Source organism: Streptomyces sp. NPDC005483 (assembly GCF_040606035.1).
Taxonomy (GTDB): domain Bacteria; phylum Actinomycetota; class Actinomycetes; order Streptomycetales; family Streptomycetaceae; genus Streptomyces.
Genome location: NZ_JBEXEA010000009.1, coordinates 1 through 25374, shown reverse-complemented (window position 1 = coordinate 25374; position 25374 = coordinate 1). Strand labels below are relative to the sequence as shown.

Genomic DNA, 25374 nt, shown 5'->3' with positions numbered 1-25374 from the left:
ATGAGCGAGACCGTGTACTCGGTCATCCCGACCGCCCCGCGCCGGCAACCCGACCGCGCCGCCGGAGAGCGCCGCCGTGGAAGAAGCCAGCGGGCATCCGGTGCGGCCGATCCTGGCGCGGATCCCAGCCAGGCATGCGAAAGGGCCCGTACGACCGAAGTCGTACGGGCCCCTTCAGAGACCTACGGGGTCTCGGAGACCTACCGGGTCAAGATCAGGCGGTGATCTTGGTGACCTGGCCGGCGCCGACCGTCCGGCCACCCTCACGGATGGCGAACTTCAGGCCCTCTTCCATGGCGATGGGCTGGATGAGCTCCACCTTCATCTCGGTGTTGTCACCCGGCATGACCATCTCGGTGCCCTCGGGGAGGGTCACGACGCCGGTCACGTCCGTCGTACGGAAGTAGAACTGCGGACGGTAGTTGTTGAAGAACGGCGTGTGGCGGCCACCCTCGTCCTTGGACAGGATGTAGGCCTGGGCCTCGAACTGGGTGTGCGGCGTGACCGAACCCGGCTTGATGATGACCTGGCCGCGCTCGACGTCCTCGCGCTTGATGCCACGGAGGAGCAGACCGACGTTCTCACCGGCCTGGCCCTCGTCGAGCAGCTTGCGGAACATCTCGATGCCGGTGACCGTGGTGGTGGTCTTCTCGGTCTTGATGCCGATGATGTCGACGGTCTCGTTGACCTTGAGGACACCACGCTCGATACGACCGGTGACGACGGTGCCACGACCGGTGATCGTGAAGACGTCCTCGATCGGCATCAGGAACGGCTTGTCGACGTCACGCTCGGGCTGCGGGATCGCCTCGTCGACGGCGGCCATCAGGTCCAGGACCGACTGGCCCCACTCCTTGTCGCCCTCGAGCGCCTTGAGCGCCGAGACCTTGACGACCGGAACGTCGTCGCCCGGGAACTCGTACTCGGAGAGGAGCTCACGCACCTCGAGCTCGACGAGCTCCAGGATCTCCTCGTCGTCCACCATGTCGGCCTTGTTCAGGGCGACGACGATGTAGGGGACGCCGACCTGGCGGGCCAGGAGCACGTGCTCCTTGGTCTGCGGCATCGGGCCGTCGGTGGCGGCGACCACGAGGATGGCGCCGTCCATCTGCGCCGCACCCGTGATCATGTTCTTGATGTAGTCCGCGTGACCGGGGCAGTCGACGTGGGCGTAGTGACGCGTCTCGGTCTGGTACTCGACGTGCGCGATGGAGATGGTGATACCGCGCTGGCGCTCCTCGGGAGCCTTGTCGATCTGGTCGAACGCCGAGGCCTCGTTCAGGTCGGGGTACGCGTCGTGCAGCACCTTGGTAATGGCGGCCGTAAGGGTCGTCTTACCGTGGTCGATGTGACCGATGGTGCCGATGTTGACGTGGGGCTTAGTCCGCTCGAACTTCGCCTTCGCCACGGGGTCCTCCTGTGGAGTGGTTCTGAACGCCTTGCTTCATCGGCGCCAGGTGATCTTTGCTGGAAAGCCTCGGCCCGGGGGCACTCCCCCACAAACGCGGGTGAATGCCCCTCCGGGCTCCGGAGTCAAGCCTAAAGCGTGCGAACGCGGTGCGTTACTCGCCCTTGGCCTTCGCGATGATCTCCTCGGCGACGTTCCGCGGAACCTCGGCGTAGGAGTCGAACTGCATCGAGTAGCTTGCGCGACCCGACGTCTTGCTGCGGAGGTCTCCGACGTAGCCGAACATCTCCGAGAGGGGCACGAGGCCCTTCACGATGCGGGCACCGGCCCGCTCCTCCATGGCCTGGATCTGGCCACGACGGGAGTTGATGTCGCCGATGACCTCACCCATGTAGTCCTCGGGCGTGGTGACCTCGACGGCCATCATCGGCTCGAGGAGCACGGGGCTGGCCTTGCGCGCGGCCTCCTTGAAGGCCTGCGAACCGGCGATCTTGAAGGCGAGCTCGGAGGAGTCGACCTCGTGGTAGCCACCGTCGATGAGCGTGACGCGGACGCCCGTCATCTCGTAGCCCGCGAGGATGCCGAACTGCATGGCCTCCTGCGCACCGGCGTCCACCGAAGGGATGTACTCCTTCGGGATACGGCCACCGGTGACCTTGTTCACGAACTCGTACGAGGCGTCGCCGCCCTCGATGGGCTCGATCGCGATCTGCACCTTGGCGAACTGACCGGTACCACCGGTCTGCTTCTTGTGGGTGTAGTCCACGCGCTCGACGGCCTTGCGGATCGTCTCACGGTAGGCGACCTGCGGCTTGCCGACGTTGGCCTCGACCTTGAACTCACGGCGCATACGGTCGACCAGCACCTCGAGGTGCAGCTCGCCCATACCACCGATGATGGTCTGGCCGGTCTCCTCGTCCGAGTGAACCTGGAAGGAGGGGTCCTCCTCCGCGAGACGCTGGATGGCGACACCCAGCTTCTCCTGGTCACCCTTGGACTTGGGCTCGATGGCGACCTGGATGACCGGCGCCGGGAAGTCCATGGACTCCAGGATCACCGGCTGCTTGTCGTCGGACAGCGTCTCACCGGTGGTGGTCTGCTTCAGGCCCATGACGGCGACGATGTCGCCGGCGCCCACCGACTCGATCTCCTCACGCTTGTTCGCGTGCATGCGGTAGATCTTGCCGATGCGCTCCTTCTTGCCCTTGACGGAGTTCAGCACCGCGGTGCCGGACTCCAGGCGACCGGAGTAGATCCGGACGAAGGTGAGCTTGCCGAGGTGCGGGTCGCTCATGATCTTGAACGCGAGCGCCGACAGCGGCTCCTCGTCGGACGGCTTGCGCTTGATCACGACCTCGGGGTCCTTCACGTCGTGGCCTTCGATGGCCTCGACGTCAAGCGGGGTCGGGAGGTAGCGCACGACCGCGTCGAGCAGGGGCTGGACGCCCTTGTTCTTGAACGCGGTGCCGCAGAACACCGGGGTGACCGTGGTGTCCTTGGACTTGCCGGACGCGATGGTGATACGACGGATCGCGGCGTACAGCTGCTCCACGGAAGGCTCCTCGCCCTCCAGGTACAGCTCCATGATCTCTTCGTCGTTCTCCGCGACGGCCTCGATGAGCTTGCCGCGGTACTCCTCGGCAGCCTCGGTGTGCGTGGCCGGGATGTCGACGGTGTCGTACATCTCGCCCTTGGCCGCCTCGGCGGACCACACGAGCGCCTTCATGGTGACGAGGTCGATGACACCCTTGAAGTCAGCCTCGGCGCCGATCGGCAGCTGCATGACGAGCGGCTGGGCGCCCAGACGGTCCGAGATCATGTCCACGCAGCGGTGGAACTCGGCGCCGGTACGGTCCAGCTTGTTGACGAAGCAGATGCGGGGCACGCCGTAACGGTCGGCCTGACGCCACACCGTCTCGGACTGCGGCTCCACGCCGGCAACGCCGTCGAACACCGTCACGGCACCGTCGAGAACGCGGAGCGAACGCTCCACCTCGACGGTGAAGTCGACGTGACCCGGGGTGTCGATGATGTTGATGGTGTGGTCGACGCCCTCAAGCGGCCAGTGACAGGTGGTGGCAGCAGAGGTGATCGTGATGCCACGCTCCTGCTCCTGCTCCATCCAGTCCATGGTGGCGGCGCCGTCGTGGACCTCACCGATCTTGTACGAAACGCCGGTGTAGAACAGGATCCGCTCGGTGGTGGTCGTCTTGCCCGCGTCGATGTGGGCCATGATCCCAATGTTGCGGACCCTGGCCAGGTCAAGCGAAGTGGTAGCCATAAGGCTTCAGTCTTCTCTCGGTCTCGATGGGGTCTGCGACTACCAGCGGTAGTGCGCGAAGGCCTTGTTGGACTCGGCCATCTTGTGCGTGTCCTCGCGCTTCTTGACGGCCGCACCGAGGCCGTTCGAGGCGTCGAGAAGCTCGTTGAGCAGGCGCTCGGTCATGGTCTTCTCGCGACGGGCGCGGGAGTAACCGACCAGCCAGCGCAGCGCCAGCGTGTTGGCGCGGCCGGGCTTGACCTCGACCGGCACCTGGTAGGTGGCGCCACCGACACGGCGGGACTTGACCTCAAGGGTGGGCTTGATGTTCTCGAGCGCGCGCTTGAGCGTGATGACCGGGTCGTTGCTGGTCTTCTCGCGCAGGCCCTCCATGGCGCCGTACACGATGCGCTCGGCGGTGGAGCGCTTGCCGTTCAGCAGCACCTTGTTGATCAGGGAGGTGACAAGAGGAGAACCGTAGACCGGGTCGATGATGACCGGGCGCTTCGGGGCGGGGCCCTTACGAGGCATTTTCTACTTCTCCTTCTTGGCGCCGTAGCGGCTGCGGGCCTGCTTGCGGTTCTTGACACCCTGGGTGTCGAGCGAACCGCGGATGATCTTGTAGCGAACACCGGGCAGGTCCTTCACACGACCGCCACGCACGAGCACGATGGAGTGCTCCTGCAGGTTGTGTCCCTCACCCGGAATGTAAGCAGTGACCTCGATCCCGCTGGTCAGACGCACACGCGCGACCTTACGCAGGGCCGAGTTCGGCTTCTTCGGGGTGGTCGTGAACACACGCGTGCAGACGCCCCGACGCTGAGGGGAACCCTCGAGTGCGGGCGTCTTGTTCTTCTCGACCTTGTCCTGCCGGCCCTTGCGGACCAGCTGCTGGATCGTAGGCACTACTTCTCCGGTTTCTGTGTGCCGAATGGTGAAGCTAACCTGAAACAGTCGCCGACCCACGCGGTCGGGTGTGTCGAATCCGGCGGACTCCCGCCGCAAGGCGAAAAGGGCGCAGATTACGGTGGCCGCTCAAGGCCCCCTAGTGCGGTTCAAGGCACGCACGGAAGCCAGGGCACACCCCAGGCACAAGGTCTGAGCGTACCCAGCTCATTCGCTGCGGTCAAAACAGATGGACGGCGACACCATCGCGGGGCGGTCGATGTCAAGCCCCTACGCCGTGGACGATCTTCGATTTCACATGGTGCACACGCGCGTGAAGCGTCTTCCCGCGGTTCCTCGGAGCGCTCACCCGGAGGCGAGCCCCACCGCGATCAGCAGCGTCATCACCACCGACCACGCGGCGATCGACAGCCAGCCGAACACGAGCCCGGTCATCGCGAGCCCGTCGCCGCTCTCGCCCGTTCGCTCGATCTCCGCCCGCGCCGCGTGCCCGAGGATCACCGCGGGAATCCCGGTGAACCCGAAGGTCGGCACACACAGCAGCCCGCACACCGCGGCTCCGACCGCCTTCCCGTTCGCCCGCGGCCGTGGGGCGGGCAGAAACGTCCGCGGTACGGCGGTGAAGGGCGCCGGCTGCGGCACGGGCCCGAGCGGCAGGTCGGCGACGAGCAGCGCCAGCTCCCCGACGGTACGCGCGCCGTACGCCCGCTCCACCCGCTTGTCGAACTCCCCCTTCTCCAGCCGCCCCTCCCCGTACCCGGCCCGCAGCACGTCGACGGCACGCTCACGGTCGGCATGCGAGGCGAGCATGGCGGAGGCACTGGGGTGGGCGACGGGCTGCGGGGCGACATATCCGGGCCAGGGCCGGGCCACGGGGGCGCCCGCACCGGACCAGGACCCCGCCGCCGGGCCGTCCCTGCCCGGCCCTGACGGCGACTCGTCCTTGCCCTGCCACGGTTGCCACGACGGTTGCGACACAGGAGCACCCCCTGGGCGGTCGAATGCCTCCATGATGCTCCAACGCTCCGATACCGGGACAGGTTCCTGCATCTCCAACGGGAAACACCTGGCCGGGTGAGCGTCGGTCGGCTTCACGAGGTACCGCCCGCTCAGTCCTGCGAGCTCCGCAGATGCTGTCGGATCAGCTTGATGTCCTCCTGATCCTTTTCGCGATGAAGCCTTTCCTTCCAGGCCAGCACCTCAGAAAGCGAGCAGAACGGAATGCCCTGGATCCACTCGGCACCGTCGATCATCGCGTCCGGTTCAGGCGCCCCCGGCAGCCAGCGGTCGAAGACCTCGATGTCCCCTTGGAAAAGCGACACCAAGCGGCCGCAGCCCGAGGGCGCAATCACCGGATCCGCCAGCTCCAGGGCGATCTTCCATGCTGCGCCCCTGGCGACCAGGTCCAGGTCGCCGATCACGTTGCGAAGACCGCGGGCAAGCAGCGGTCCACTTCCCGCCACCACGTATTCCGTAGGCGGCAGCTTGAGCGACAACAACTTCCGGATCAGGGGGTGCCCGCTCAACTCCAAGAGGTCTCCTAGAGGACAGGCAGCCCAATCGCCGAACGAGCAGCCATACTCATCGTCAAAGCCGCGATGACACTCGCCAGCGTACCGATGAGGAAGTACTCCGACGCGTGCTTGCCGTGCTCCGCCGTAGGCACCCGGGCGAGGGACTTGGCCGCCAGGACCAGTGCCGCGGCCTCGGGTCGCCCTGCCACGAGAAAAGCGAAGAGCAGCCCACGCTCCAGAAGGCCGATGATCGGCCCGCCGTTCATGAACTCCATGGCGGCATCTCTGGCCGGCCCGTCCTCAAGGGCGTCGATCTCCCGACGGACGGGGACTGTGGCTGATCTGGCGAGGACTCCCCCGCCGAACACTGAGATGAGCAGGGCCGAGGAGACGACCGCCACTCGATCGCTCAGGAGCAGATCCACGCCGAGCGAAGCCGTGGTCGCTCCCGCCGCCCAGACGGACACGAGCGCGGCAGTACCGAAGGCTGCCAGGCCAAGGCGCCTGGATGCCGCTGGAGCCCCTGTGGGCATGGGGAGCGTGATGGAGAGGCCCAGGCCTGCGCTACCCGTCGCGTGGTGCCAGAGAATCGATCCAACGGCCACCAGCAGCGTGGCGCCAAGCACGATCCACGGCCTCTCCTGAGCCCGGTACGGAGCGATCGCGTAAGCACCAAAGGCAAGCGCGAAGAGAGCCAGGAGTCCTGGGCGGGAGCGCTGCCAGCCCAGGCCCCAGGGAACCACCACGGCAGCCGCAAGACCGAACCCCAGCCGGGCTGCCTCCACTCGCCCGCCCCCCCAACACCTGCTGCCTGCAAGGCAGTTCACCGACGATCCCGGCGGATCATAACGTGCACGCACGCCGAAGGGCGGCCACCCCAAAAGGTGACCGCCCTCCGGATCGAGCAACCCGACTTACTGGTTGTACGGACCGTAGTCGTAGTCCTCCAGCGGAACGGCCTGGCCGGAACCCGTGCCGAACGGCGAGTAGTCGATGTCGTCGTAGCCGACGGCCGAGTACATCGCGGCCTTGGCCTCCTCGGTCGGCTCGACCCGGATGTTGCGGTAGCGGGACAGGCCCGTACCGGCCGGGATGAGCTTACCGATGATGACGTTCTCCTTGAGGCCGATGAGGCTGTCGGACTTGGCGTTGATCGCCGCGTCCGTCAGGACTCGGGTCGTCTCCTGGAAGGAGGCGGCCGACAGCCAGGATTCCGTCGCCAGCGAGGCCTTGGTGATACCCATCAGCTGCGGACGACCGGAGGCCGGGTGACCGCCCTCTTGGACCACACGACGGTTCTCGGTCTCGAACTTCGAGCGCTCGACCAGCTCGCCGGGCAGCAGCTCGGCGTCGCCGGACTCGATGATCGTCACGCGGCGCAGCATCTGCCGGATGATGATCTCGATGTGCTTGTCGTGGATCGACACACCCTGCGAGTTGTAGACCTTCTGGACCTCACCGACCAGGTGGACCTGGACGGCACGCTGACCCAGGATGCGCAGCACGTCGTGCGGGTTGGTGGCACCCACGGTGAGCTTCTGGCCCACCTCGACGTGCTCGCCCTCGCTGACCAGGAGACGGGCACGCTTCGAGATCGGGAACGCCGTCTCGTCGCTGCCGTCGTCCGGCGTGATGACGATCTTCTTGGTCTTCTCGGTCTCCTCGATCCGCACGCGGCCCTGGGCCTCGGAGATCGGGGCGACACCCTTCGGGGTACGGGCCTCGAAGAGCTCGACGACACGCGGCAGACCCTGGGTGATGTCGTCACCGGCCACACCACCGGTGTGGAAGGTACGCATCGTCAGCTGGGTACCGGGCTCACCGATGGACTGGGCGGCGATGATGCCGACCGCCTCACCGATGTCGACCAGCTTGCCGGTGGCCAGCGAGCGGCCGTAGCACATGGCGCAGGTGCCGACGGCGGACTCGCAGGTCAGGACCGAGCGGGTCTTGACCTGGGAGACGCCGTGCCTGACGAGCTCGTCGATGAGGACGTCGCCGAGGTCGGTGTTGGCCGGGGCCAGCACCTTGCCGTCGACGGTGATGTCCTCGGCCAGCGCACGTGCGTACACGCTGGTCTCGACGTCGTCCGCCTTGCGCAGCACGCCGTCCGCGCCGACCTCCGCGATGTTGAGCTTGAGGCCACGGTCGGTGCCGCAGTCCTCCTCGCGGATGATGACGTCCTGCGAGACGTCCACCAGACGACGGGTGAGGTAACCCGAGTCGGCGGTACGCAGGGCGGTGTCCGCCAGACCCTTACGGGCACCGTGCGTGGAGATGAAGTACTCCAGCACGGACAGGCCCTCACGGAAGGACGCCTTGATCGGACGCGGGATCGTCTCGTTCTTGGCGTTCGACACCAGACCACGCATACCGGCGATCTGCCGCATCTGCATCATGTTTCCTCGGGCACCCGAGTCAACCATCATGAAGATGGGGTTCGTCTTGGGGAAGTTCGCGTTCATCGCCTCGGCGACCTCGTTGGTCGCCTTGGTCCAGATCGCGATGAGCTCCTGAGTGCGCTCTTCCTTCGTGATCAGACCGCGCTCGTACTGCTTCTGGACCTTCTCGTCCTGCGCCTCGTAGCCCTTGACGATCTCCTTCTTCGCCTCGGGAACGACGACGTCGGAGATGGCCACGGTGACACCGGAACGGGTCGCCCAGAAGAAGCCGGCCGCCTTCAGGTTGTCGAGCGTCGCCGCCACGATGACCTTGGGGTAGCGCTCGGCCAGGTCGTTGACGATCTCGGAGAGCTGCTTCTTGCCCACCGAGTAGTCGACGAACGGGTAGTCCTCGGGCAGCAGCTCGTTGAAGAGCGCGCGGCCCAGGGTGGTGCGCAGCCGGAAGGTGTCACCGGCCTGGTACTCCGGCTCGCCCTCCTCGACGGCCGGCGGCGTCCAGCCACGCGGCGGGATGGTGCCCACCGGGAAGCGGATGTCGATCGGCGACTGCAGCGCCAGCTCGCCGGCGTCGAACGCCATGATCGCCTCGGCCGTGGAGCCGAACGCGCGGCCCTCGCCCTTGGTGTCACGCAGTTCGCCGTCGGTGGTGAGGAAGAACAGACCGAGGACCATGTCCTGGGTCGGCATCGTCACCGGACGGCCGTCGGCGGGCTTGAGGATGTTGTTCGAGGACAGCATCAGGATGCGTGCCTCGGCCTGCGCCTCCGCGGACAGCGGAAGGTGTACGGCCATCTGGTCGCCGTCGAAGTCCGCGTTGAACGCGGTGCAGACGAGCGGGTGGATCTGGATGGCCTTGCCCTCGACCAGCTGCGGCTCGAAGGCCTGGATGCCGAGGCGGTGCAGGGTGGGAGCACGGTTCAGCAGAACCGGGTGCTCGGCGATGACCTCTTCGAGGACGTCGTACACGACCGTGCGGCCGCGCTCCACCATGCGCTTGGCGCTCTTGATGTTCTGCGCGTGGTTCAGGTCGACCAGGCGCTTCATCACGAACGGCTTGAACAGCTCCAGCGCCATCGCCTTCGGCAGACCGCACTGGTGCAGCTTCAGCTGCGGACCGACGACGATCACGGAACGCGCGGAGTAGTCCACACGCTTGCCGAGCAGGTTCTGACGGAATCGACCCTGCTTGCCCTTCAGCATGTCGCTGAGGGACTTCAGCGGGCGGTTACCCGGGCCGGTGACCGGACGACCACGACGACCGTTGTCGAAGAGGGCGTCAACAGCCTCTTGAAGCATGCGCTTCTCGTTGTTGACGATGATCTCGGGCGCGCCGAGGTCGAGGAGCCTCTTCAGACGGTTGTTGCGGTTGATCACACGGCGGTACAGGTCGTTCAGGTCGGAGGTCGCGAAGCGGCCACCGTCCAGCTGCACCATCGGGCGAAGGTCCGGCGGGATGACCGGGACGCAGTCGAGAACCATGCCCTTGGGGCTGTTGGAGGTCTGCAGGAAGGCAGACACGACCTTCAGCCGCTTCAGCGCACGGGTCTTCTTCTGGCCCTTGCCGGTACGGATGATCTCGCGGAGACGCTCGGCCTCCTCGTCGAGGTCGAAGGACTCCAGGCGCTTCTGCAGCGCCGCGGCACCCATCGAACCGTCGAAGTACGTGCCGAAGCGGTCACGCAGCTCGCGGTAGAGCAGCTCGTCACCTTCGAGGTCCTGGACCTTGAGGTTCTTGAAGCGGGTCCACACCTCGTCGAGACGGTCGATCTCGCGCTGCGCACGGTCGCGCAGCTGCTTCATCTCACGCTCGGCACCCTCGCGCACCTTGCGGCGCACGTCGGCCTTGGCGCCCTCGGCCTCCAGCTCGGCCAGGTCGCTTTCCAGCTTCTTGGCGCGGGCCTCGAGGTCGGCGTCGCGACGGTTCTCGACCTGCTGACGCTCCACGGAGACGTGCGCCTCCAGGGAGGGCAGGTCACGCGTGCGGCGCTCCTCGTCGACGTACGTGATCATGTACGCCGCGAAGTAGATGACCTTCTCGAGGTCCTTGGGGGCCAGGTCGAGCAGGTAGCCCAGACGCGACGGGACACCCTTGAAGTACCAGATGTGCGTGACGGGGGCGGCCAGTTCGATGTGGCCCATCCGCTCACGACGCACCTTGGCGCGAGTGACCTCGACGCCGCAGCGCTCACAGATGATGCCCTTGAACCGGACACGCTTGTACTTGCCGCAGTAGCACTCCCAGTCCCGGGTCGGACCGAAGATCTTCTCGCAGAAGAGTCCGTCCTTTTCGGGCTTGAGGGTGCGGTAGTTGATGGTCTCGGGCTTCTTGACCTCGCCGTGGCTCCACTGACGGATGTCGTCAGCGGTGGCCAGACCGATCCGGAGCTCATCGAAGAAGTTGACGTCGAGCACTATGCGTCAATCCCTCTCAGGGTTGTAAGTCTTGGGGTCTGAAACGGGGGTCCAGGGGCCGGCCGGAGGTTCCTCACCAGGTCCTCCGGCCGGACTCCCGTCAGACCTCTTCGACGCTGCTCGGCTCGCGCCGGGACAGGTCGATGCCGAGCTCTTCCGCCGCGCGGAAGACGTCCTCGTCGGTGTCGCGCATCTCGATGGACATGCCGTCCGAGGACAGCACCTCCACGTTGAGGCACAGGGACTGCATCTCCTTGATGAGCACCTTGAAGGACTCGGGGATGCCGGGCTCGGGGATGTTCTCGCCCTTGACGATGGCCTCGTAGACCTTCACGCGGCCGGTGACGTCGTCGGACTTGATGGTCAGCAGCTCCTGGAGGGCGTACGCGGCGCCGTATGCCTCCAGCGCCCACACCTCCATCTCACCGAAGCGCTGGCCACCGAACTGGGCCTTACCACCCAGCGGCTGCTGGGTGATCATCGAGTACGGACCGGTCGAACGGGCGTGGAGCTTGTCGTCGACCAGGTGGTGGAGCTTGAGGATGTACATGTAGCCGACCGAGATCGGCTCCGGGAACGGCTCGCCGGAGCGGCCGTCGAACAGCCTCGCCTTACCGGTCGGCTGCACCATGCGCTCGCCGTCGCGGTTCGGGATGGTGTGCTGGAGCAGACCCGCCAGCTCGTCCTCACGGGCACCGTCGAAGACCGGGGTCGCGACGTTGGTGCCCGGGGCGACGGCGTCGGCGCCGATCACCTGCAGGCGCTGCGCCCAGTCCTCGGCGAGGCCGGAGACGTCCCAGCCGCGGCTGGCGAGCCAGCCGAGGTGGATCTCCAGGACCTGTCCCGGGTTCATTCGGGACGGCACACCCAGCGGGTTGAGGATGATGTCGACCGGGGTCCCGTCCTCGAGGAACGGCATGTCCTCGATGGGCAGGATCTTGGAGATGACACCCTTGTTGCCGTGGCGGCCGGCGAGCTTGTCACCGTCCGTGATCTTGCGCTTCTGCGCCACGTAGACGCGAACCAGCTGGTTCACGCCCGGCGGCAGCTCGTCGCCCTCTTCACGGTCGAAGACGCGGACGCCGATGACCTTGCCGATCTCGCCGTGCGGCACCTTCAGCGAGGTGTCACGGACCTCACGGGCCTTCTCACCGAAGATCGCGCGCAGCAGGCGCTCCTCCGGCGTCAGCTCGGTCTCACCCTTGGGCGTGACCTTGCCGACGAGGATGTCACCGGCGACGACCTCGGCACCAATACGGATGATGCCGCGCTCGTCGAGGTCCGCGAGGACCTCCTCGGAGACGTTCGGGATGTCCCGGGTGATCTCCTCGGGGCCGAGCTTGGTGTCACGGGCGTCGACCTCGTGCTCCTCGATGTGGATCGAGGAGAGGACGTCGTCCTGCACGAGGCGCTGCGACAGGATGATCGCGTCCTCGTAGTTGTGACCCTCCCACGGCATGAACGCCACGAGCAGGTTCTTGCCCAGCGCCATCTCGCCGTTCTCGGTGGCCGGACCGTCGGCCAGGACCTGGCCCTCGATGATCCGGTCGCCCTCGTCGACGATGACCTTCTGGTTGACCGAGGTGCCCTGGTTGGAGCGGGCGAACTTGGCCAGGCGGTACGTGATGTACGTGCCGTCGTCGTTGGCGGTGGTGATGTAGTCCGCGGAGACCTCCTGGACCACACCCGCCTTCTCGGCCTTGACCACGTCGCCGGCGTCGACGGCGGAGCGGTACTCCATGCCGGTGCCGACGAGCGGGGACTCGCTCTTGATGAGGGGCACGGCCTGACGCATCATGTTCGCGCCCATGAGGGCACGGTTGGCGTCGTCGTGCTCGAGGAACGGGATCATGGCGGTCGCGACCGACACCATCTGGCGCGGCGAGACGTCCATGTAGTCGACGTCGTCACCGGGGACGTAGTCGACCTCGCCGCCACGACGGCGGACCAGGACCCGGGACTCCTCGAACCGCATGTCCTCGTTGAGCGTGGCGTTGGCCTGCGCGATGACGAAGCGGTCCTCCTCGTCGGCCGTCAGGTAGTCGACCTCGTCGGTGACGACACCGCCGGTGACCTTGCGGTACGGCGTCTCCACGAAACCGAACGCGTTGACGCGGCCGTAGGAGGCGAGCGAACCGATCAGACCGATGTTCGGGCCTTCAGGCGTCTCGATCGGGCACATGCGTCCGTAGTGGGACGGGTGCACGTCACGGACCTCGAAGCCGGCCCGCTCACGGGAGAGACCACCCGGGCCAAGAGCCGACAGACGGCGCTTGTGGGTGAGACCCGACAGCGGGTTGTTCTGGTCCATGAACTGCGACAGCTGGCTGGTGCCGAAGAACTCCTTGATGGAGGCGACGACCGGCCGGATGTTGATCAGGGTCTGCGGCGTGATCGCCTCGACGTCCTGGGTCGTCATGCGTTCGCGGACGACGCGCTCCATACGAGCCAGACCCGTGCGGACCTGGTTCTGGATGAGCTCGCCGACGCTGCGCAGACGACGGTTGCCGAAGTGGTCGATGTCGTCGGTCTCGACGACGATGTTCGTGCCGCTGTCGCCGACCGTCTCGGTCTCGCCCGCGTGCAGCTTCACCAGGTACTTGATCGTCGAGATGATGTCCTCGACGGTCAGGATGCCCGCGTCCAGCGGAGCCTCCGCACCCAGCTTCTTGTTGACCTTGTAGCGGCCGACCTTGGCGAGGTCGTAACGCTTCGGGTTGAAGTAGAGGTTCTCCAGAAGCGTCTGGGCGGCCTCACGCGTGGGGGGCTCGCCCGGACGCAGCTTGCGGTAGATGTCGAGCAGCGCGTCGTCCTGGCCCTGGGTGTGGTCCTTCTCCAGGGTGGCGCGCATCGACTCGTACTCGCCGAACTCCTCGAGGATCTGCTCGGTGGTCCAGCCGAGAGCCTTCAGGAGAACGGTGACGGACTGCTTGCGCTTGCGGTCGATGCGGACACCGACCATGTCGCGCTTGTCGATCTCCATCTCCAGCCAGGCACCCCGGGACGGGATGATCTTGGCCGAGAAGATGTCCTTGTCGGACGTCTTGTCGATGGAGGAGTCGAAGTAGACACCCGGCGAGCGGACCAGCTGCGACACCACGACACGCTCGGTGCCGTTGATGACGAAGGTGCCCTTGTGGGTCATGAGCGGGAAGTCGCCCATGAAGACCGTCTGGGACTTGATCTCGCCGGTCTCGTTGTTGGTGAACTCGGCCGTCACGAAGAGCGGGGCCGCGTACGTGAAGTCGCGGTCCTTGCACTCGTCGATGCTGTTCTTCGGCGGCTCGAAACGGTGGTCGCGGAACGTCAGCGACATCGACCCGGAGAAGTCCTCGATCGGGGAGATCTCCTCGAAGATCTCCTCCAGACCGGACTTGGTGGGGACGTCCTGACCGGACTCCAGAGCCTCCTCGACCCGACTCTGCCAGGCGGTGTTCCCGAGCAGCCAGTCAAAGCTCTCGGTCTGCAGCGCGAGCAGGTTGGGAACCTCGAGAGGCTCCTTGATCTTTGCAAAAGAGATGCGCAGCGGGGCGGTGCTGGCGGCGTTGTTCGTATTCGCGGTCGAGGCAGTGCGCGAGGCGGCCAAGAGGGGGTCCTTCCGAGGGCTCGGACTCACTACGCGCTCCCCGGGCCCTCCTCCGCGGCACAGAGGACAGGTCTCTCCGATTTGGCCAAAAGGCCAGGTCGAAGATGATCCGGTCGTCGATGCTGAGGCGAGGGCAGACCCCTGGTGACGGGCAGGGGACAGCTAACAGGCAGCGCAAAGGGTCAGTGTAGCCACTTGGCGCACTGATGTCCAGCCCTGCTTTTCTGCCCAGTCTTCAAAAACTCTCGCTGCCCTCAACGTCCTCGACATGGTGCCCTCAACGCACGTTGATACTGCCCTCTTCGCCGCCGATCCATGCCTCGGATTCGGACCGTTCTGGCGACGCGTCCTGAGAATTGCGCGCTGCGTGCGGTTCGTCAAGGCCCCCCTGCCCGAACGATGGGTTGCGGGAGACACGACGAAGATCACCATACCCCTCGCCCTCAAGGCCGCACGGTAACCGTGACCGCGCCTCCAGGAACGCCGAAGAGCGACCACCCAGATGGATGATCGCTCTTCGGTGCTTGCGCGTTACAGGTCCAGCGGAACCTGTGAGGTGTTACTTGACCTCGACCGAGGCGCCGGCGCCCTTGAGGGACTCGGCAGCCTTCTCGGCGGCCTCCTTGGCGACCTTCTCGAGAACGGGCTTCGGGGCGCCGTCCACGAGGTCCTTGGCCTCCTTCAGACCCAGGGAGGTCAGCTCACGCACGACCTTGATGACCTGGATCTTCTTGTCGCCGGCACCGGTGAGGATGACGTCGAACTCGTCCTGCTCCTCGGCAACCTCGGCGGCGGCGGCCGGACCGGCCGGACCGGCGACAGCGACGGCCGCGGCGGCGGTGACGTCGAACTTCTCCTCGAACGCCTTCACGAACTCGGAGAGCTCGATGAGGGTCATCTCCTCGAACTGCGCGAGCAGGTCTTCCTGGCTGAGCTTCGCCATGATGGGCGATCCTTCCACTATTTCGGCTGGTGCCGGTATGTACATGTCTGGCGGGCGTACGTTCGGCCCGCTACGACCACTTCCTGGGGCGGGCTGCCTCAGGCGGCGGTCATGAAGCGAGCCGAGTTACTCGGCACCGCCCTGCTCGTCCTGCTTGGCACGGAGCGCGTCCACGGTGCGGACGAGCTTCGACGGGAGCGCCTGGAAGACCTGAGCAGCCTGAGTCTGCTTGCCCTTGAAGGCACCCGCCAGCTTGGCGAGCAGAACCTCGCGGGACTCGAGGTCCGCAAGCTTCTTGATCTCGTCGGCGGACAGCGCCTTGCCGTCAAGGACACCGCCCTTGATGACGAGGTTCGGGTTGTCCTTGGCGAAGTCACGAAGACCCTTCGCCGACGTCACCGGGTCACCGGTGATGAAGGCAACCGCCGTCGGACCGTTGAACAGGTCGTCGAGCGTCGAGATCCCGGCCTCGTTGGCCGCGATCTTGGTCAGCGTGTTCTTCACCACGGCGTACTGGGCGTCTTCACCGAGCGAACGACGCAGCGTCTTGAGCTGCGCCACGGTGAGACCCCGGTACTCGGTCAGCACGGCGGCGTTCGAGCTGCGGAACTGCTCCGTCAGCTCGGCCACCGCGGCAGCCTTGTCGGGCCTTGCCATAGAGCGTCGGCCTCCTTCCGGGTGATGAGGACCGCTCAGAAGGGGCTGCACACAACGAAACGCCCCGGCGCAGGCGCACGGGGCGTAGCTCGACCGGAATCACTTACGCGATCCTGGGAGCACTTCCACGGTCACCTGCGCGGGTCGTCCGCAGTTTTCAGCGGATCCTTCGGCCACCGCCCCCTCTTCCGAGGACACGGCAACGACCAGCGGTCTTTGGCTTCTGTAGGAGCGTACGGGACCGGATCCCTGTCAAGCAAATCCGGTCCTACGGCGCTCAGCTGTTCTGGAGTTCCTTCATCATCTCGGCCAGGTCCGCGGTCTCCTTGGCGGGCGGCGCCGCGACGGTCACCGGCTTGTTGTAGTCGAGGAAGGTGAAGGTCATGTCGAACTTGCCCTTGGTGGCGTCGCCCTGCATGCGGAACTGCTTGGCGTGGTTCTCGCCGTCGACCCACATGTCCATCGTGAACTTGTCGAGGCCCAGCTTCTCGAGCTGCTCGGTGCTCTTCTCGCGCTGCTCACGGACCGACTTGTCGGCGTCCTTGAAGGATGCCTTGAGCTCGGCCATGGTGACGTCGCCCGCGTAGTGCGTGGTCTTGACGCCCTCCACGGTCTCGGTGCCGACCTTCTTCACGTTCTTGGCGCCGTTGAGGAAGGAGGACATGGAGGCCGGGTTCTGGTCGGCCTGGCCGGCGCCGGGCGCCGTGGCGCCGAGGCCACCGTCCTTGCCCAGCGAGGACAGGTCGAACTTCATCCACTTCTTGCCGTCCATCTCCTTGGCCAGATCGGCGTTGCCGCCGATGTACATGGCCTTGTCGACGAGGCGGATCTCCACCGTGCCCTCCTTGGGCGCGGTCATCTTCATGCTCATCGCGATGTCGGGCTTGGTCCGCATGGCGGCCTCGGCGGTGACCTGGCCCTGCTCGGGCATCTCGCCCTTCATGCGGTAGTGGAAGGAGGTGATGTCCTCCGTGTTCTTCGCCGCCTTGGCGACCGCCGCCGCGGGCGTCATCTCGGGCGACTCGTCGCCGCCCTTGGAACAGCTCACCGCACCCGCGGCGAGAGCCGCGGCGACGAGCCCGGCACCGATGGTCCGGCGGCGCGCGGAAGGTCGTACAGAAGTGGTCATTGATTCCCCCCAAGGAACACATGGTCGATTCACAGCAAGACCGCGAGCCTATCCGAGAGGGGCGCGAGGGGTCCGTGAATTCCCTGCCGCTCAGGAGGGGTTGGTGCTCGACTGTGACAGGAGGGCCTTGAAGTCCGCCGTGTCGGAGGCCGGCGGCCGCTGTACGGCGACCCGGACGCCGAAGTCGCTGTAGTGGGCGGTCTGGGTCACCCTGCCGTTCGCCGTGCTGGTCTTCTCGACCTTCTTGACCAGCAGGTTCTTCTCGCTGATCCAGATGTCGACGGTCTCGGCGGTGACGTCGGCGTCCTGGAGGCGCTGCCGGAGCCCGGTGTCGGTGACGTCCTCGACGTCCACGGTGCCGGCGTAGTGCGTGGTCGTCCGGCCGTCCACGGTCTCCCGGCCGAGCTCGCGCACGTCGTCGGAGTCCAGCAGCAGCCTCACGGCCTGGCCCGGGGTGGTGGAGCGCATCTGGTCGGCGAGGGCGGCCCCGCCGCCGAGGGTCTTCAGGTCGTCGTAGCCGTACCTGAGCCAGTGCTTGCCGTCCGTCTTCGCGGCGAAGGCGTCGCCCATGCGCGCGTAGTAGGCGTCGGAGAGGTAGCGGGCCTCCATGGAGGTGACGCCGAGGCCGCGCATCGTCTCGGCCGCGGTGCCGCCGGTGTAGTCGATGGTGAGGGAGCCGGAGAGGCCGCCGGCCCAGGCGAGGACGCCGTCGGCGGTGAGGGACAGCTGGGTGCCCATCACGGTGGTGGATCTCACCCGGGCGGTCCGGGCCCGCTCGGTCGTGCGCTCCGCGGTGCGCAGGGCCGCGAGGGAGGCGGGGGCCGACGCCGTGCGCTTGTCCTGCGCCGGCCGGTCGGAGGAGCCGGAGGACGTACAGGCGGCGAGTCCCGCCAGCGCGGCGGCCGTCGTGAGCCAGACCGTCGTCCTCTTCATACGTCCCCCAGCTGCAAGTGCCCTGCTCGCACGCTAACTCAGAGCACAGCGCCCGCACATGGGAACGGGCCCCGCACCTCGAAAGGTGCGGGGCCCGGGAACCTGCCGGTGTCTCAGACCGCGGCCGGGTCCTCCTCGACGAGGAGGTTGCGGGTGCGGTTGGAGTCCAGCGGAATGCCGGGGCCCATCGTGGTGCTGATGGCGGCCTTCTTGATGTAGCGACCCTTGGCGGCGGACGGCTTCAGACGGAGGATCTCCTCCAGCGCCGCGCCGTAGTTCTCCACCAGCTTGGTGTCGTCGAACGACGTCTTGCCGATGATGAAGTGCAGGTTCGAGTGCTTGTCGACGCGGAACTCGATCTTGCCGCCCTTGATGTCGTTGACAGCCTTGGTGACATCGGGGGTGACGGTGCCGGTCTTGGGGTTCGGCATGAGACCACGGGGACCGAGCACGCGGCCGAGGCGGCCGACCTTGCCCATGAGGTCCGGGGTGGCGACGACGGCGTCGAAGTCCAGACGGCCCTTCGACACCTCGTCGATGAGCTCGTCGGCGCCGACGATGTCGGCGCCCGCGGCACGAGCGGCCTCGGCACGGTCACCGGTCGCGAAGACCAGGACCCGGGCGGTCTTACCGGTGCCGTGCGGGAGGTTCACGGTGCCACGGACCATCTGGTCGGCCTTGCGCGGGTCTACACCCAGACGGAAGGCGACCTCGACGGTGCCGTCGAACTTGGACGTGGAGGTCTCCTTGGCAAGACGGACGGCCTCGAGCGGGGCGTACAGCTTCTCCCGGTCGATCTTCTCGTCCGCAGCGCGAAGGGCCTTGCTGCGCTTGCTCACAACTGCTCCTGTGTGTTCTGAAAGGAGTCGTGGTACGGGCCGAGCAGGCCCTGCCACTTCTGCTTGTGGTGTACGGGGGTTGGGGCTCAGCCCTCGACCGTGACGCCCATGGAACGCGCGGTGCCGGCGATGATCTTCGCGGCGGCGTCCAGGTCGTTGGCGTTGAGGTCGGGGAGCTTGGTGGTGGCGATCTCGCGGACCTGCGCCTGGGTGATCTTGGCGACCTTGGTCTTGTGCGGCTCGCCGGAGCCCTTCTCGATGCCCGCGGCCTTGAGGATCATCCTGGCGGCCGGCGGCGTCTTGGTGATGAAGGTGAAGGAACGGTCCTCGTAGACCGTGATCTCCACCGGGATCACCCAGCCACGCTGCGACTCGGTCGCGGCGTTGTACGCCTTGCAGAACTCCATGATGTTGACGCCGTGCTGACCCAGCGCGGGGCCGACCGGCGGAGCCGGGTTGGCGGCACCGGCCTGGATCTGGAGCTTGATGAGCCCCGTGACCTTCTTCTTCTTGGGAGGCATAGCTCTCCGGGTCCTTTCGATTCGGGTCCTGCCTGCGTGCGGGGACCACCCGAACGCAGGCATACCGCACAACGATAACGGGTATAGATGCGCGGCCAAAAACCGAGCAGGTCAGACGGGCTGTGACAGCCCGCCTGACCTGGTCGGAAGCTCTGTCCGGAAGACGTCAGTTCTTCTGGATCTGGTCGAAGCTCAGCTCGACCGGGGTCTCTCGGCCGAAGATCTCGACGAGGCCCTTGACCTTCTTCGAGTCGGCGTTGATCTCGTTGATCGTGGCCTGCAGGGTGGCGAAGGGACCGTCGGTGACGGTGACCGAGTCGCCGACCTCGAAGTCCAGGACCTGGACCTCGACCTTGCGGGCCGGAGCCGGCTTGCCCTCGGCCTCGGCGGCCTCGCGGGCGGCCTTCTCCTCGGCCTCCGGGGCGAGCATCTTGACGATCTCGTCCAGGGTCAGCGGGTACGGGTCGTAGGCGTTGCCCACGAAGCCGGTGACGCCGGGGGTATTGCGGACGACGCCCCAGGACTCGTTCGTCAGGTCCATGCGGACGAGGACGTAGCCGGGGAGCTTGTTCTGGCGGATCGTCTTGCGGTCGCCGTTCTTGATCTGGACGACCTCTTCCTGCGGCACCTCGGCCTGGAAGATGTAGTCCTCGACGTTCAGCGAGACGGCGCGCTGCTCGAGGTTGGTCTTCACGCGGTTCTCGTAACCGGCGTACGTGTGGATGACGTACCACTCGCCGGGAAGGGTCCGCAGTTCCTCGCGCAGGGCGGCGACGGGGTCGACCGGCTCGGCCGGCTCTTCCTCGACGAGCTCTTCCTCGTCCTCGACGGCCTCGACGTCGCCGCCGGACTCGTCCTCGGCCTCGTCCTCGGCGTGGAGCGCGGCTTCCTCGGCGGGCTCGCCCGCCTCGGCGTCGGCAGCCTCGACCTCGTCCAGGTCCTCGTCCGCGCCCTCGACGATGTCGAGCTCGTCGTCGACAGACTCGTCGGGCTCGATGGCGTCGTTCAGGTTCTGGTCAGACACGGTGGCTGCTTCTTCCTGGATACAAGGGGTGGAACATGCGAAAAGGGGCGCCGGTAACCTCGGCGCCCTTCGCTCTGTGCTCAGCCGAATACGTACTTGGCGGCGTGGTTGAGTCCATAGTCAATCACGGTCACCAGACCGATCATGACGAGGACGAAGACGATCACCACGGTCGTGTACGTCGTCAGCTGGTTCCGCGACGGCCAGACGACCTTGCGGAGCTCTGCGACGATCTGCCGGTAGAAGAGCGCGAGACGCTTCAGCGGGCCCTTCTTGGCACGCTTGCCGCCCTTACGGGTCTTCTTGGACTCCGGCGCCTCATCCTGGGCATCAGGCGTATCAATGGAGCCCACGGCGTCCGCCATTCGTCCTCACCTGTTCCCGGGTCGTGGCCGTGCCGCGCCCGGTTGGAGCCGCACGGCGGTGCATTGCTGTACGTACATGCGCACACATCCTGGCGACGGTGTGTGTAGCAGGGCCGGAGGGACTTGAACCCCCAACCGCCGGTTTTGGAGACCGGTGCTCTACCAATTGAGCTACGACCCTTTGTGCGTCCCCCAACGTACCGCATCCGACCGGGTGCTCGGTGTGCACCTGGACAGGCGGCTGCTGAAGGCCAACGAGGTGAGAGTGTACGTGGTCCGCGGCCCCTCGTCGAACAGAAAGCGCCCGTACGGGCCTTGGGAACGCAAGATCGCCCAGCGTGCGTGACGGATCCGGACGGTTGTTCAGCCGTTGTTCAGTCTGTGAAACCCGTGTGCCGGGGGAGTTTCCGGTCTGGAACGATGGGCCCCATGAGCGCTGCAACCCCTCCCACCGAGCGCCGGGTCTCCGCCCGAGTCGGCGCGATCTCCGAGTCCGCCACCCTCGCCGTGGACGCCAAGGCCAAGGCCCTCAAGGCCGCCGGGCGGCCGGTGATCGGCTTCGGCGCCGGTGAACCGGACTTCCCGACCCCGGACTACATCGTCCAGGCCGCGATCGAGGCCTGCTCGAACCCGAAGTACCACCGCTACACCCCGGCCGGCGGTCTGCCCGAGCTGAAGGCCGCGATCGCCGCGAAGACGCTGCGCGACTCCGGCTACGAGGTCGACGCGTCCCAGATCCTGGTGACCAACGGCGGCAAGCAGGCGATCTACGAGGCCTTCGCCGCGATCCTCGACCCGGGCGACGAGGTCATCGTCCCGGCGCCGTACTGGACGACCTACCCGGAGTCGATCCGGCTGGCCGGCGGTGTCCCGGTGGAGGTGGTCGCCGACGAGACGACCGGCTACCGGGTCTCCGTCGAGCAGCTGGAGGCGGCCCGCACCGAGAAGACGAAGGTCGTCCTCTTCGTCTCCCCCTCCAACCCGACCGGCGCGGTCTACAGCCAGGCCGACGCCGAGGCGATCGGCCGCTGGGCCGTGGAGCACGGCCTGTGGGTGCTGACCGACGAGATCTACGAGCACCTCGTCTACGGCGACGCGAAGTTCACCTCGCTGCCCGCGCTCCTGCCCGAGCTGCGCGACAAGTGCGTCGTCGTCAACGGCGTCGCGAAGACGTACGCCATGACGGGTTGGCGGGTGGGCTGGATCATCGGCCCGAAGGACGTCGTCAAGGCCGCGACCAACCTCCAGTCGCACGCCACGTCCAACGTGTCGAACGTCGCCCAGGTCGCCGCCCTCGCCGCGGTCTCCGGCAACCTCGACGCGGTGGCGGAGATGCGCACGGCCTTCGACCGCCGTCGCAAGACGATCGTCCGCATGCTGAACGAGATCGAGGGCGTGCTCTGCCCGGAGCCCGAGGGCGCCTTCTACGCCTACCCCTCGGTCAAGGCCCTGCTCGGCAAGGAGATCCGCGGCAAGCGCCCGCAGGACACGGTCGAGCTGGCCGCGCTGATCCTGGAGGAGGCCGAGGTCGCGGTCGTCCCGGGCGAGGCCTTCGGGACGCCGGGCTATCTGCGGCTGTCGTACGCGCTGGGTGACGAGGATCTCGTCGAGGGTGTCTCGCGGATCCAGAAGCTGCTGGCGGAGGCGCGGGGCTGAGGTCGCTGTGAAAGGGACCAGCTACTCACGTGAGTAGCTGGTCCCTTTTTTGTGCGAGCAAGACCACTAAAGGGGAAAGTGGTACCGGGGCGCCCATGACGTACGGCAGGATCCTGGGATGGAGCGTGTACGTGATGTCTCTGAGCTGCCGAAAGCCCATCTGCATCTGCACTTCACCGGCTCGATGCGGCCGGGGACGGTTCTGGAACTGGCCGACAAGTACGGCGTGCGGCTGCCCGAGGCGCTGGTCGACGCACTGACCAGCGGGGAGCCGCCGAAACTACGGGCGACGGACGAGCGGGGCTGGTTCCGGTTCCAGCGGCTGTACGACGCGGCGCGCTCGTGCCTCAGGGAGCCCGAGGACATCCGGCGGCTGGTGCGGGAGGCCGCCGAGGAGGACGTGCGCGACGGCTCGGGATGGCTGGAGATCCAGGTCGACCCGACGTCCTACGCGCCCCTGCTCGGCGGGCTGATCCCGGCGCTGGAGATCATCCTGGACGCGGTGGAGACGACCTCGCGCGAGACCGGGCTCGGGATGCGGGTGCTGGTCGCCGCGAACCGGATGAAGCACCCCCTGGACGCGCGCACGCTGGCCCGGCTGGCGGTGCGGTACGCGGACAAGGGCGTGGTCGGCTTCGGACTCTCGAACGACGAACGCCGGGGCATGGCGCGGGACTTCGACCGCGCGTTCCACATCGCGCGCGAGGGCGGCCTGCTGTCGGCGCCGCACGGCGGCGAGCTGGCCGGTCCGTCGTCGGTACGCGACTGTCTCGACGACTTGGACGCGAACCGGATCGGGCACGGGGTGCGCGCGGCGGACGACCCCCGGCTGCTGAAGCGGCTGGCGGACCGGCAGGTCACGTGCGAGGTGTGCCCGGCGTCGAACGTGGCGCTCGGGGTGTACGAGAAGCCGGAGGACGTGCCCCTGCGGAAGCTCTTCGAGGCCGGAGTGCCCATGGCGCTGGGCGCGGACGACCCGCTGTTGTTCGGGTCCAGGCTGGCCGCGCAGTACGAGTTCGCGCGACGGTGGCACGACTTCTCGGACGCGGAACTGGCGGAGCTGGCCAGGCAGTCGGTGCGGGCCTCGGCGGCCCCGGAGGACGTGAAGGCCAAGCTGCTGTCGGGAGTGGACGACTGGCTCAGCGGGCCGGGGGCCTGACGTCGGCTACAGGCTGACGCCCACCGTCACCGGCTCGTTGACCAAGGTGATCCCGAAGGTCTCCCGTACGCCCGCCACGACCTCCCGGGCCAGGGCGAGAAGGTCCTCCGTGGTGGCGTCGCCCCGGTTGGTGAGGGCCAGGGTGTGCTTGGTGGAGATGCGGGCGGGGCCGGTGCCGTAGCCCTTGGCGAAGCCGGCCTTGTCGATGAGCCAGGCCGCGGAGGTCTTGGTGTGGCCGTCGCCCGCAGGGTAGGCGGGGGGTACGGCGTCCTCGCCGAGGTGGTGCTTCACGCGCGCGTGGAACTCCGCGAACTGGGCGGCCGTGAGGATGGGGTTGGTGAAGAAGGAGCCTGCCGACCAGGTGTCGTGGTCGTCGGGGTCCAGGACCATGCCCTTTCCGGCGCGCAGCTTCAGGACGGTCTCGCGGGCGTCGGTGAGGGGGACCCGGTCGCCGGGTTCCACGCCCAGGGTGCGGGCGGTCTCGGCGTACTTGATCGGCGCGGAGAGGCCGTCGGCGTCCTCCAGGTCGAAGTGGACGCGCAGGACGACGTAGCGGGACGGGTCTTCCTTGAAGCGGCTGTGGCGGTAGGAGAAGGCGCAGTCGTCGTTGGTGAGGGTGACGGTCTCGCCGCTGCGGCGGTCGTAGGCGATGACCTCGGTGATCGTGGAGGACACCTCCTGGCCGTAGGCGCCTACGTTCTGGATGGGGGTCGCGCCCGCGGAGCCGGGGATGCCGGCGAGGCACTCGACACCGGCGAGTCCGGCGTCCACGGTGCGGGCGACCGCGTCGGTCCACACTTCGCCGGCGGCGAGCGTGAGGTGGGTGCCGGTGAGCTCGAACCCCTGGGTGGCGATGACGAGCGCGGTGCCGTCGAACCCCTTGTCCCCGATGACGAGGTTGGACCCACCGCCGATGACGAGGAGGGGGGTACCGGTGGCATCCGCCTCGCGGACGACCTCGATCACCTCGGCGTCGGTCGTCGCGGTGACGAGCCGGGTGGCGGGGCCGCCGAGGCGGAAGGTGGTCAGGGGGGCGAGGGGGGCGTCGTGTCGTACCTGCACGCGGTACACCCTACGGGGGCCTCCGGCGGTTGAGCGGTTTGTCTGTGCGGGTTCGTTGGGGGCGGGCGTTGTTGCGCAGTTCCCCGCGCCCCTGATGCCTGCGCGTGCCTGCGGCGGGCTGGGCGGGTTCGGTGGTGGTGTGTCTGCGGGCCGGTGGGGGCTGGTCGCGCAGTTCCCCGCGCCCCTGGTGCCTGCGGCGCAGCTGCGGGCCCGGTGGGGGCTTGTGTAGCGCGTGCTCGTCCGGTGGGTTGGTCGGTGCCGGGGTGGGGGGTATCCGTCCTCGGTCCGGCGGCTCGGTCCCTCTGAGCAGTGCTGGATGACGGACGCCGGCCGCTGCGGGCGGACACCTCCCACCCCGTCCCCTTCCCGCCGTACGCGGCGAACGGCCCGCCGCGGTGCACGAGGGATGGCGAACGGCCCGTCGTAGTGCGCGGTCCGGACAACGGCCCACCGTGAAGGGTGAGGGGGCGAACGGGCCCGTCTTGGCGCAGAGCGACTGCAACCCCCCGAGGCTGCTATGTCGTGTCAAGCCGCTTGAGCGAGTTCTTCGGCATCGACGAGTTGGCTTCCCTCGGCACGTTCGAGGATCTTGAAGATC

The 25374-nt window shown here is 67.1% G+C and carries 21 protein-coding genes and 1 tRNA gene; 3 read left to right on the top strand and 19 right to left on the bottom strand.

What is annotated here, in order from left to right:
* Positions 1-225, top strand: coding sequence for a hypothetical protein (locus tag ABZT06_RS18600; protein ID WP_355741521.1), 225 nt, complete (start codon positions 1-3; stop codon positions 223-225).
* Here ABZT06_RS18600 and tuf read toward each other — a convergent pair.
* From tuf to ABZT06_RS18510, 18 genes are all read right to left on the bottom strand, one after another.
* A complete protein-coding gene (gene tuf / locus ABZT06_RS18595) occupies positions 215-1408 on the bottom strand; it encodes an elongation factor Tu (RefSeq protein ID WP_355741519.1) in 1194 nt (397 codons plus the stop codon). The genes ABZT06_RS18600 and tuf overlap by 11 nt on opposite strands.
* Positions 1409-1562: 154 nt before the next feature.
* Positions 1563-3689: an elongation factor G gene (fusA, locus tag ABZT06_RS18590; RefSeq protein ID WP_355741517.1), complete on the bottom strand. Its 2127-nt coding sequence runs from the start codon at positions 3687-3689 to the stop codon at positions 1563-1565.
* Between the two features lie 39 nt (positions 3690-3728).
* Complete coding sequence (gene rpsG, locus ABZT06_RS18585; RefSeq protein ID WP_007384059.1) at positions 3729-4199, bottom strand: 30S ribosomal protein S7; 471 nt, start codon at positions 4197-4199, stop codon at positions 3729-3731.
* 3 nt (positions 4200-4202) lie between these two features.
* Entirely contained in the window at positions 4203-4574 is a 372-nt protein-coding gene (rpsL, locus tag ABZT06_RS18580) for a 30S ribosomal protein S12 (RefSeq protein ID WP_003948652.1), read from the bottom strand.
* A 345-nt stretch (positions 4575-4919) separates the two neighbouring features.
* Entirely contained in the window at positions 4920-5384 is a 465-nt protein-coding gene (locus ABZT06_RS18575; RefSeq protein ID WP_355742210.1) for a DUF1707 and DUF4190 domain-containing protein, read from the bottom strand.
* Positions 5385-5683: 299 nt separating this feature from the next.
* On the bottom strand, positions 5684-6106 hold the full coding sequence (locus tag ABZT06_RS18570; protein ID WP_355741515.1) for a hypothetical protein: 423 nt from the start codon (positions 6104-6106) through the stop codon (positions 5684-5686).
* Between the two features lie 8 nt (positions 6107-6114).
* A complete protein-coding gene (locus ABZT06_RS18565; RefSeq protein ID WP_355741513.1) occupies positions 6115-6714 on the bottom strand; it encodes a hypothetical protein in 600 nt (199 codons plus the stop codon).
* Between the two features lie 288 nt (positions 6715-7002).
* Complete coding sequence (locus ABZT06_RS18560; protein WP_355741510.1) at positions 7003-10902, bottom strand: DNA-directed RNA polymerase subunit beta'; 3900 nt, start codon at positions 10900-10902, stop codon at positions 7003-7005.
* Positions 10903-11002: 100 nt separating this feature from the next.
* Positions 11003-14488, bottom strand: a complete 3486-nt coding sequence (rpoB, locus tag ABZT06_RS18555) for a DNA-directed RNA polymerase subunit beta (protein WP_355741508.1) — start codon at positions 14486-14488, stop codon at positions 11003-11005.
* 559 nt (positions 14489-15047) lie between these two features.
* A complete protein-coding gene (rplL, locus tag ABZT06_RS18550; protein ID WP_007384049.1) occupies positions 15048-15431 on the bottom strand; it encodes a 50S ribosomal protein L7/L12 in 384 nt (127 codons plus the stop codon).
* A 126-nt stretch (positions 15432-15557) separates the two neighbouring features.
* Entirely contained in the window at positions 15558-16088 is a 531-nt protein-coding gene (gene rplJ, locus ABZT06_RS18545) for a 50S ribosomal protein L10 (protein WP_007384048.1), read from the bottom strand.
* 277 nt (positions 16089-16365) lie between these two features.
* Positions 16366-17217: an LppX_LprAFG lipoprotein gene (locus tag ABZT06_RS18540; RefSeq protein WP_355741505.1), complete on the bottom strand. Its 852-nt coding sequence runs from the start codon at positions 17215-17217 to the stop codon at positions 16366-16368.
* A gap of 90 nt (positions 17218-17307) precedes the next feature.
* Positions 17308-18150, bottom strand: coding sequence for a hypothetical protein (locus tag ABZT06_RS18535; protein ID WP_355741503.1), 843 nt, complete (start codon positions 18148-18150; stop codon positions 17308-17310).
* Between the two features lie 113 nt (positions 18151-18263).
* Entirely contained in the window at positions 18264-18989 is a 726-nt protein-coding gene (gene rplA, locus ABZT06_RS18530; protein ID WP_007384045.1) for a 50S ribosomal protein L1, read from the bottom strand.
* Positions 18990-19075: 86 nt separating this feature from the next.
* Positions 19076-19510, bottom strand: coding sequence for a 50S ribosomal protein L11 (gene rplK / locus ABZT06_RS18525; protein WP_355741501.1), 435 nt, complete (start codon positions 19508-19510; stop codon positions 19076-19078).
* Between the two features lie 166 nt (positions 19511-19676).
* The gene (gene nusG / locus ABZT06_RS18520; protein ID WP_355741499.1) at positions 19677-20534 is read right to left on the bottom strand and encodes a transcription termination/antitermination protein NusG; all 858 of its coding nucleotides are present in this window, start codon (positions 20532-20534) and stop codon (positions 19677-19679) included.
* Positions 20535-20614: 80 nt separating this feature from the next.
* Entirely contained in the window at positions 20615-20899 is a 285-nt protein-coding gene (secE, locus tag ABZT06_RS18515; protein ID WP_057607929.1) for a preprotein translocase subunit SecE, read from the bottom strand.
* 108 nt (positions 20900-21007) lie between these two features.
* A tRNA-Trp gene (locus ABZT06_RS18510) sits at positions 21008-21080 on the bottom strand.
* A gap of 248 nt (positions 21081-21328) precedes the next feature.
* Here ABZT06_RS18510 and ABZT06_RS18505 point away from each other — a divergent pair.
* Both ABZT06_RS18505 and ABZT06_RS18500 read left to right on the top strand, forming a co-directional pair.
* Positions 21329-22555 carry a pyridoxal phosphate-dependent aminotransferase gene (locus ABZT06_RS18505; protein ID WP_355741496.1) on the top strand — a complete coding sequence of 409 codons (1227 nt, stop codon included), beginning with the start codon at positions 21329-21331 and terminating at the stop codon, positions 22553-22555.
* A 118-nt stretch (positions 22556-22673) separates the two neighbouring features.
* Positions 22674-23714: an adenosine deaminase gene (locus ABZT06_RS18500; RefSeq protein ID WP_355741494.1), complete on the top strand. Its 1041-nt coding sequence runs from the start codon at positions 22674-22676 to the stop codon at positions 23712-23714.
* Positions 23715-23720: 6 nt separating this feature from the next.
* On the opposite strand, the gene ABZT06_RS18495 is transcribed toward ABZT06_RS18500, so the two are convergent.
* The gene (locus ABZT06_RS18495) at positions 23721-24776 is read right to left on the bottom strand and encodes a UDP-N-acetylmuramate dehydrogenase (RefSeq protein WP_355741492.1); all 1056 of its coding nucleotides are present in this window, start codon (positions 24774-24776) and stop codon (positions 23721-23723) included.
* Positions 24777-25374 lie beyond the last annotated feature (598 nt).

Excerpts from the sequence above, each read along its gene's own strand:
- ABZT06_RS18600 (WP_355741521.1), top strand. The coding sequence starts at position 1 with ATGAGCGAGACCGTGTACTCGGTCATCCCGACCGCCCCGCGCCGGCAA.
- fusA (WP_355741517.1), bottom strand. The coding sequence starts at position 3,689 with ATGGCTACCACTTCGCTTGACCTGGCCAGGGTCCGCAACATTGGGATC.
- rpsG (WP_007384059.1), bottom strand. The coding sequence starts at position 4,199 with ATGCCTCGTAAGGGCCCCGCCCCGAAGCGCCCGGTCATCATCGACCCG.
- ABZT06_RS18575 (WP_355742210.1), bottom strand. The coding sequence starts at position 5,384 with ATGCTCGCCTCGCATGCCGACCGTGAGCGTGCCGTCGACGTGCTGCGG.
- rplL (WP_007384049.1), bottom strand. The coding sequence starts at position 15,431 with ATGGCGAAGCTCAGCCAGGAAGACCTGCTCGCGCAGTTCGAGGAGATG.
- rplJ (WP_007384048.1), bottom strand. The coding sequence starts at position 16,088 with ATGGCAAGGCCCGACAAGGCTGCCGCGGTGGCCGAGCTGACGGAGCAG.
- ABZT06_RS18540 (WP_355741505.1), bottom strand. The coding sequence starts at position 17,217 with ATGACCACTTCTGTACGACCTTCCGCGCGCCGCCGGACCATCGGTGCC.
- ABZT06_RS18535 (WP_355741503.1), bottom strand. The coding sequence starts at position 18,150 with ATGAAGAGGACGACGGTCTGGCTCACGACGGCCGCCGCGCTGGCGGGA.
- rplK (WP_355741501.1), bottom strand. The coding sequence starts at position 19,510 with ATGCCTCCCAAGAAGAAGAAGGTCACGGGGCTCATCAAGCTCCAGATC.
- secE (WP_057607929.1), bottom strand. The coding sequence starts at position 20,899 with ATGGCGGACGCCGTGGGCTCCATTGATACGCCTGATGCCCAGGATGAG.
- ABZT06_RS18505 (WP_355741496.1), top strand. The coding sequence starts at position 21,329 with ATGAGCGCTGCAACCCCTCCCACCGAGCGCCGGGTCTCCGCCCGAGTC.
- ABZT06_RS18500 (WP_355741494.1), top strand. The coding sequence starts at position 22,674 with ATGGAGCGTGTACGTGATGTCTCTGAGCTGCCGAAAGCCCATCTGCAT.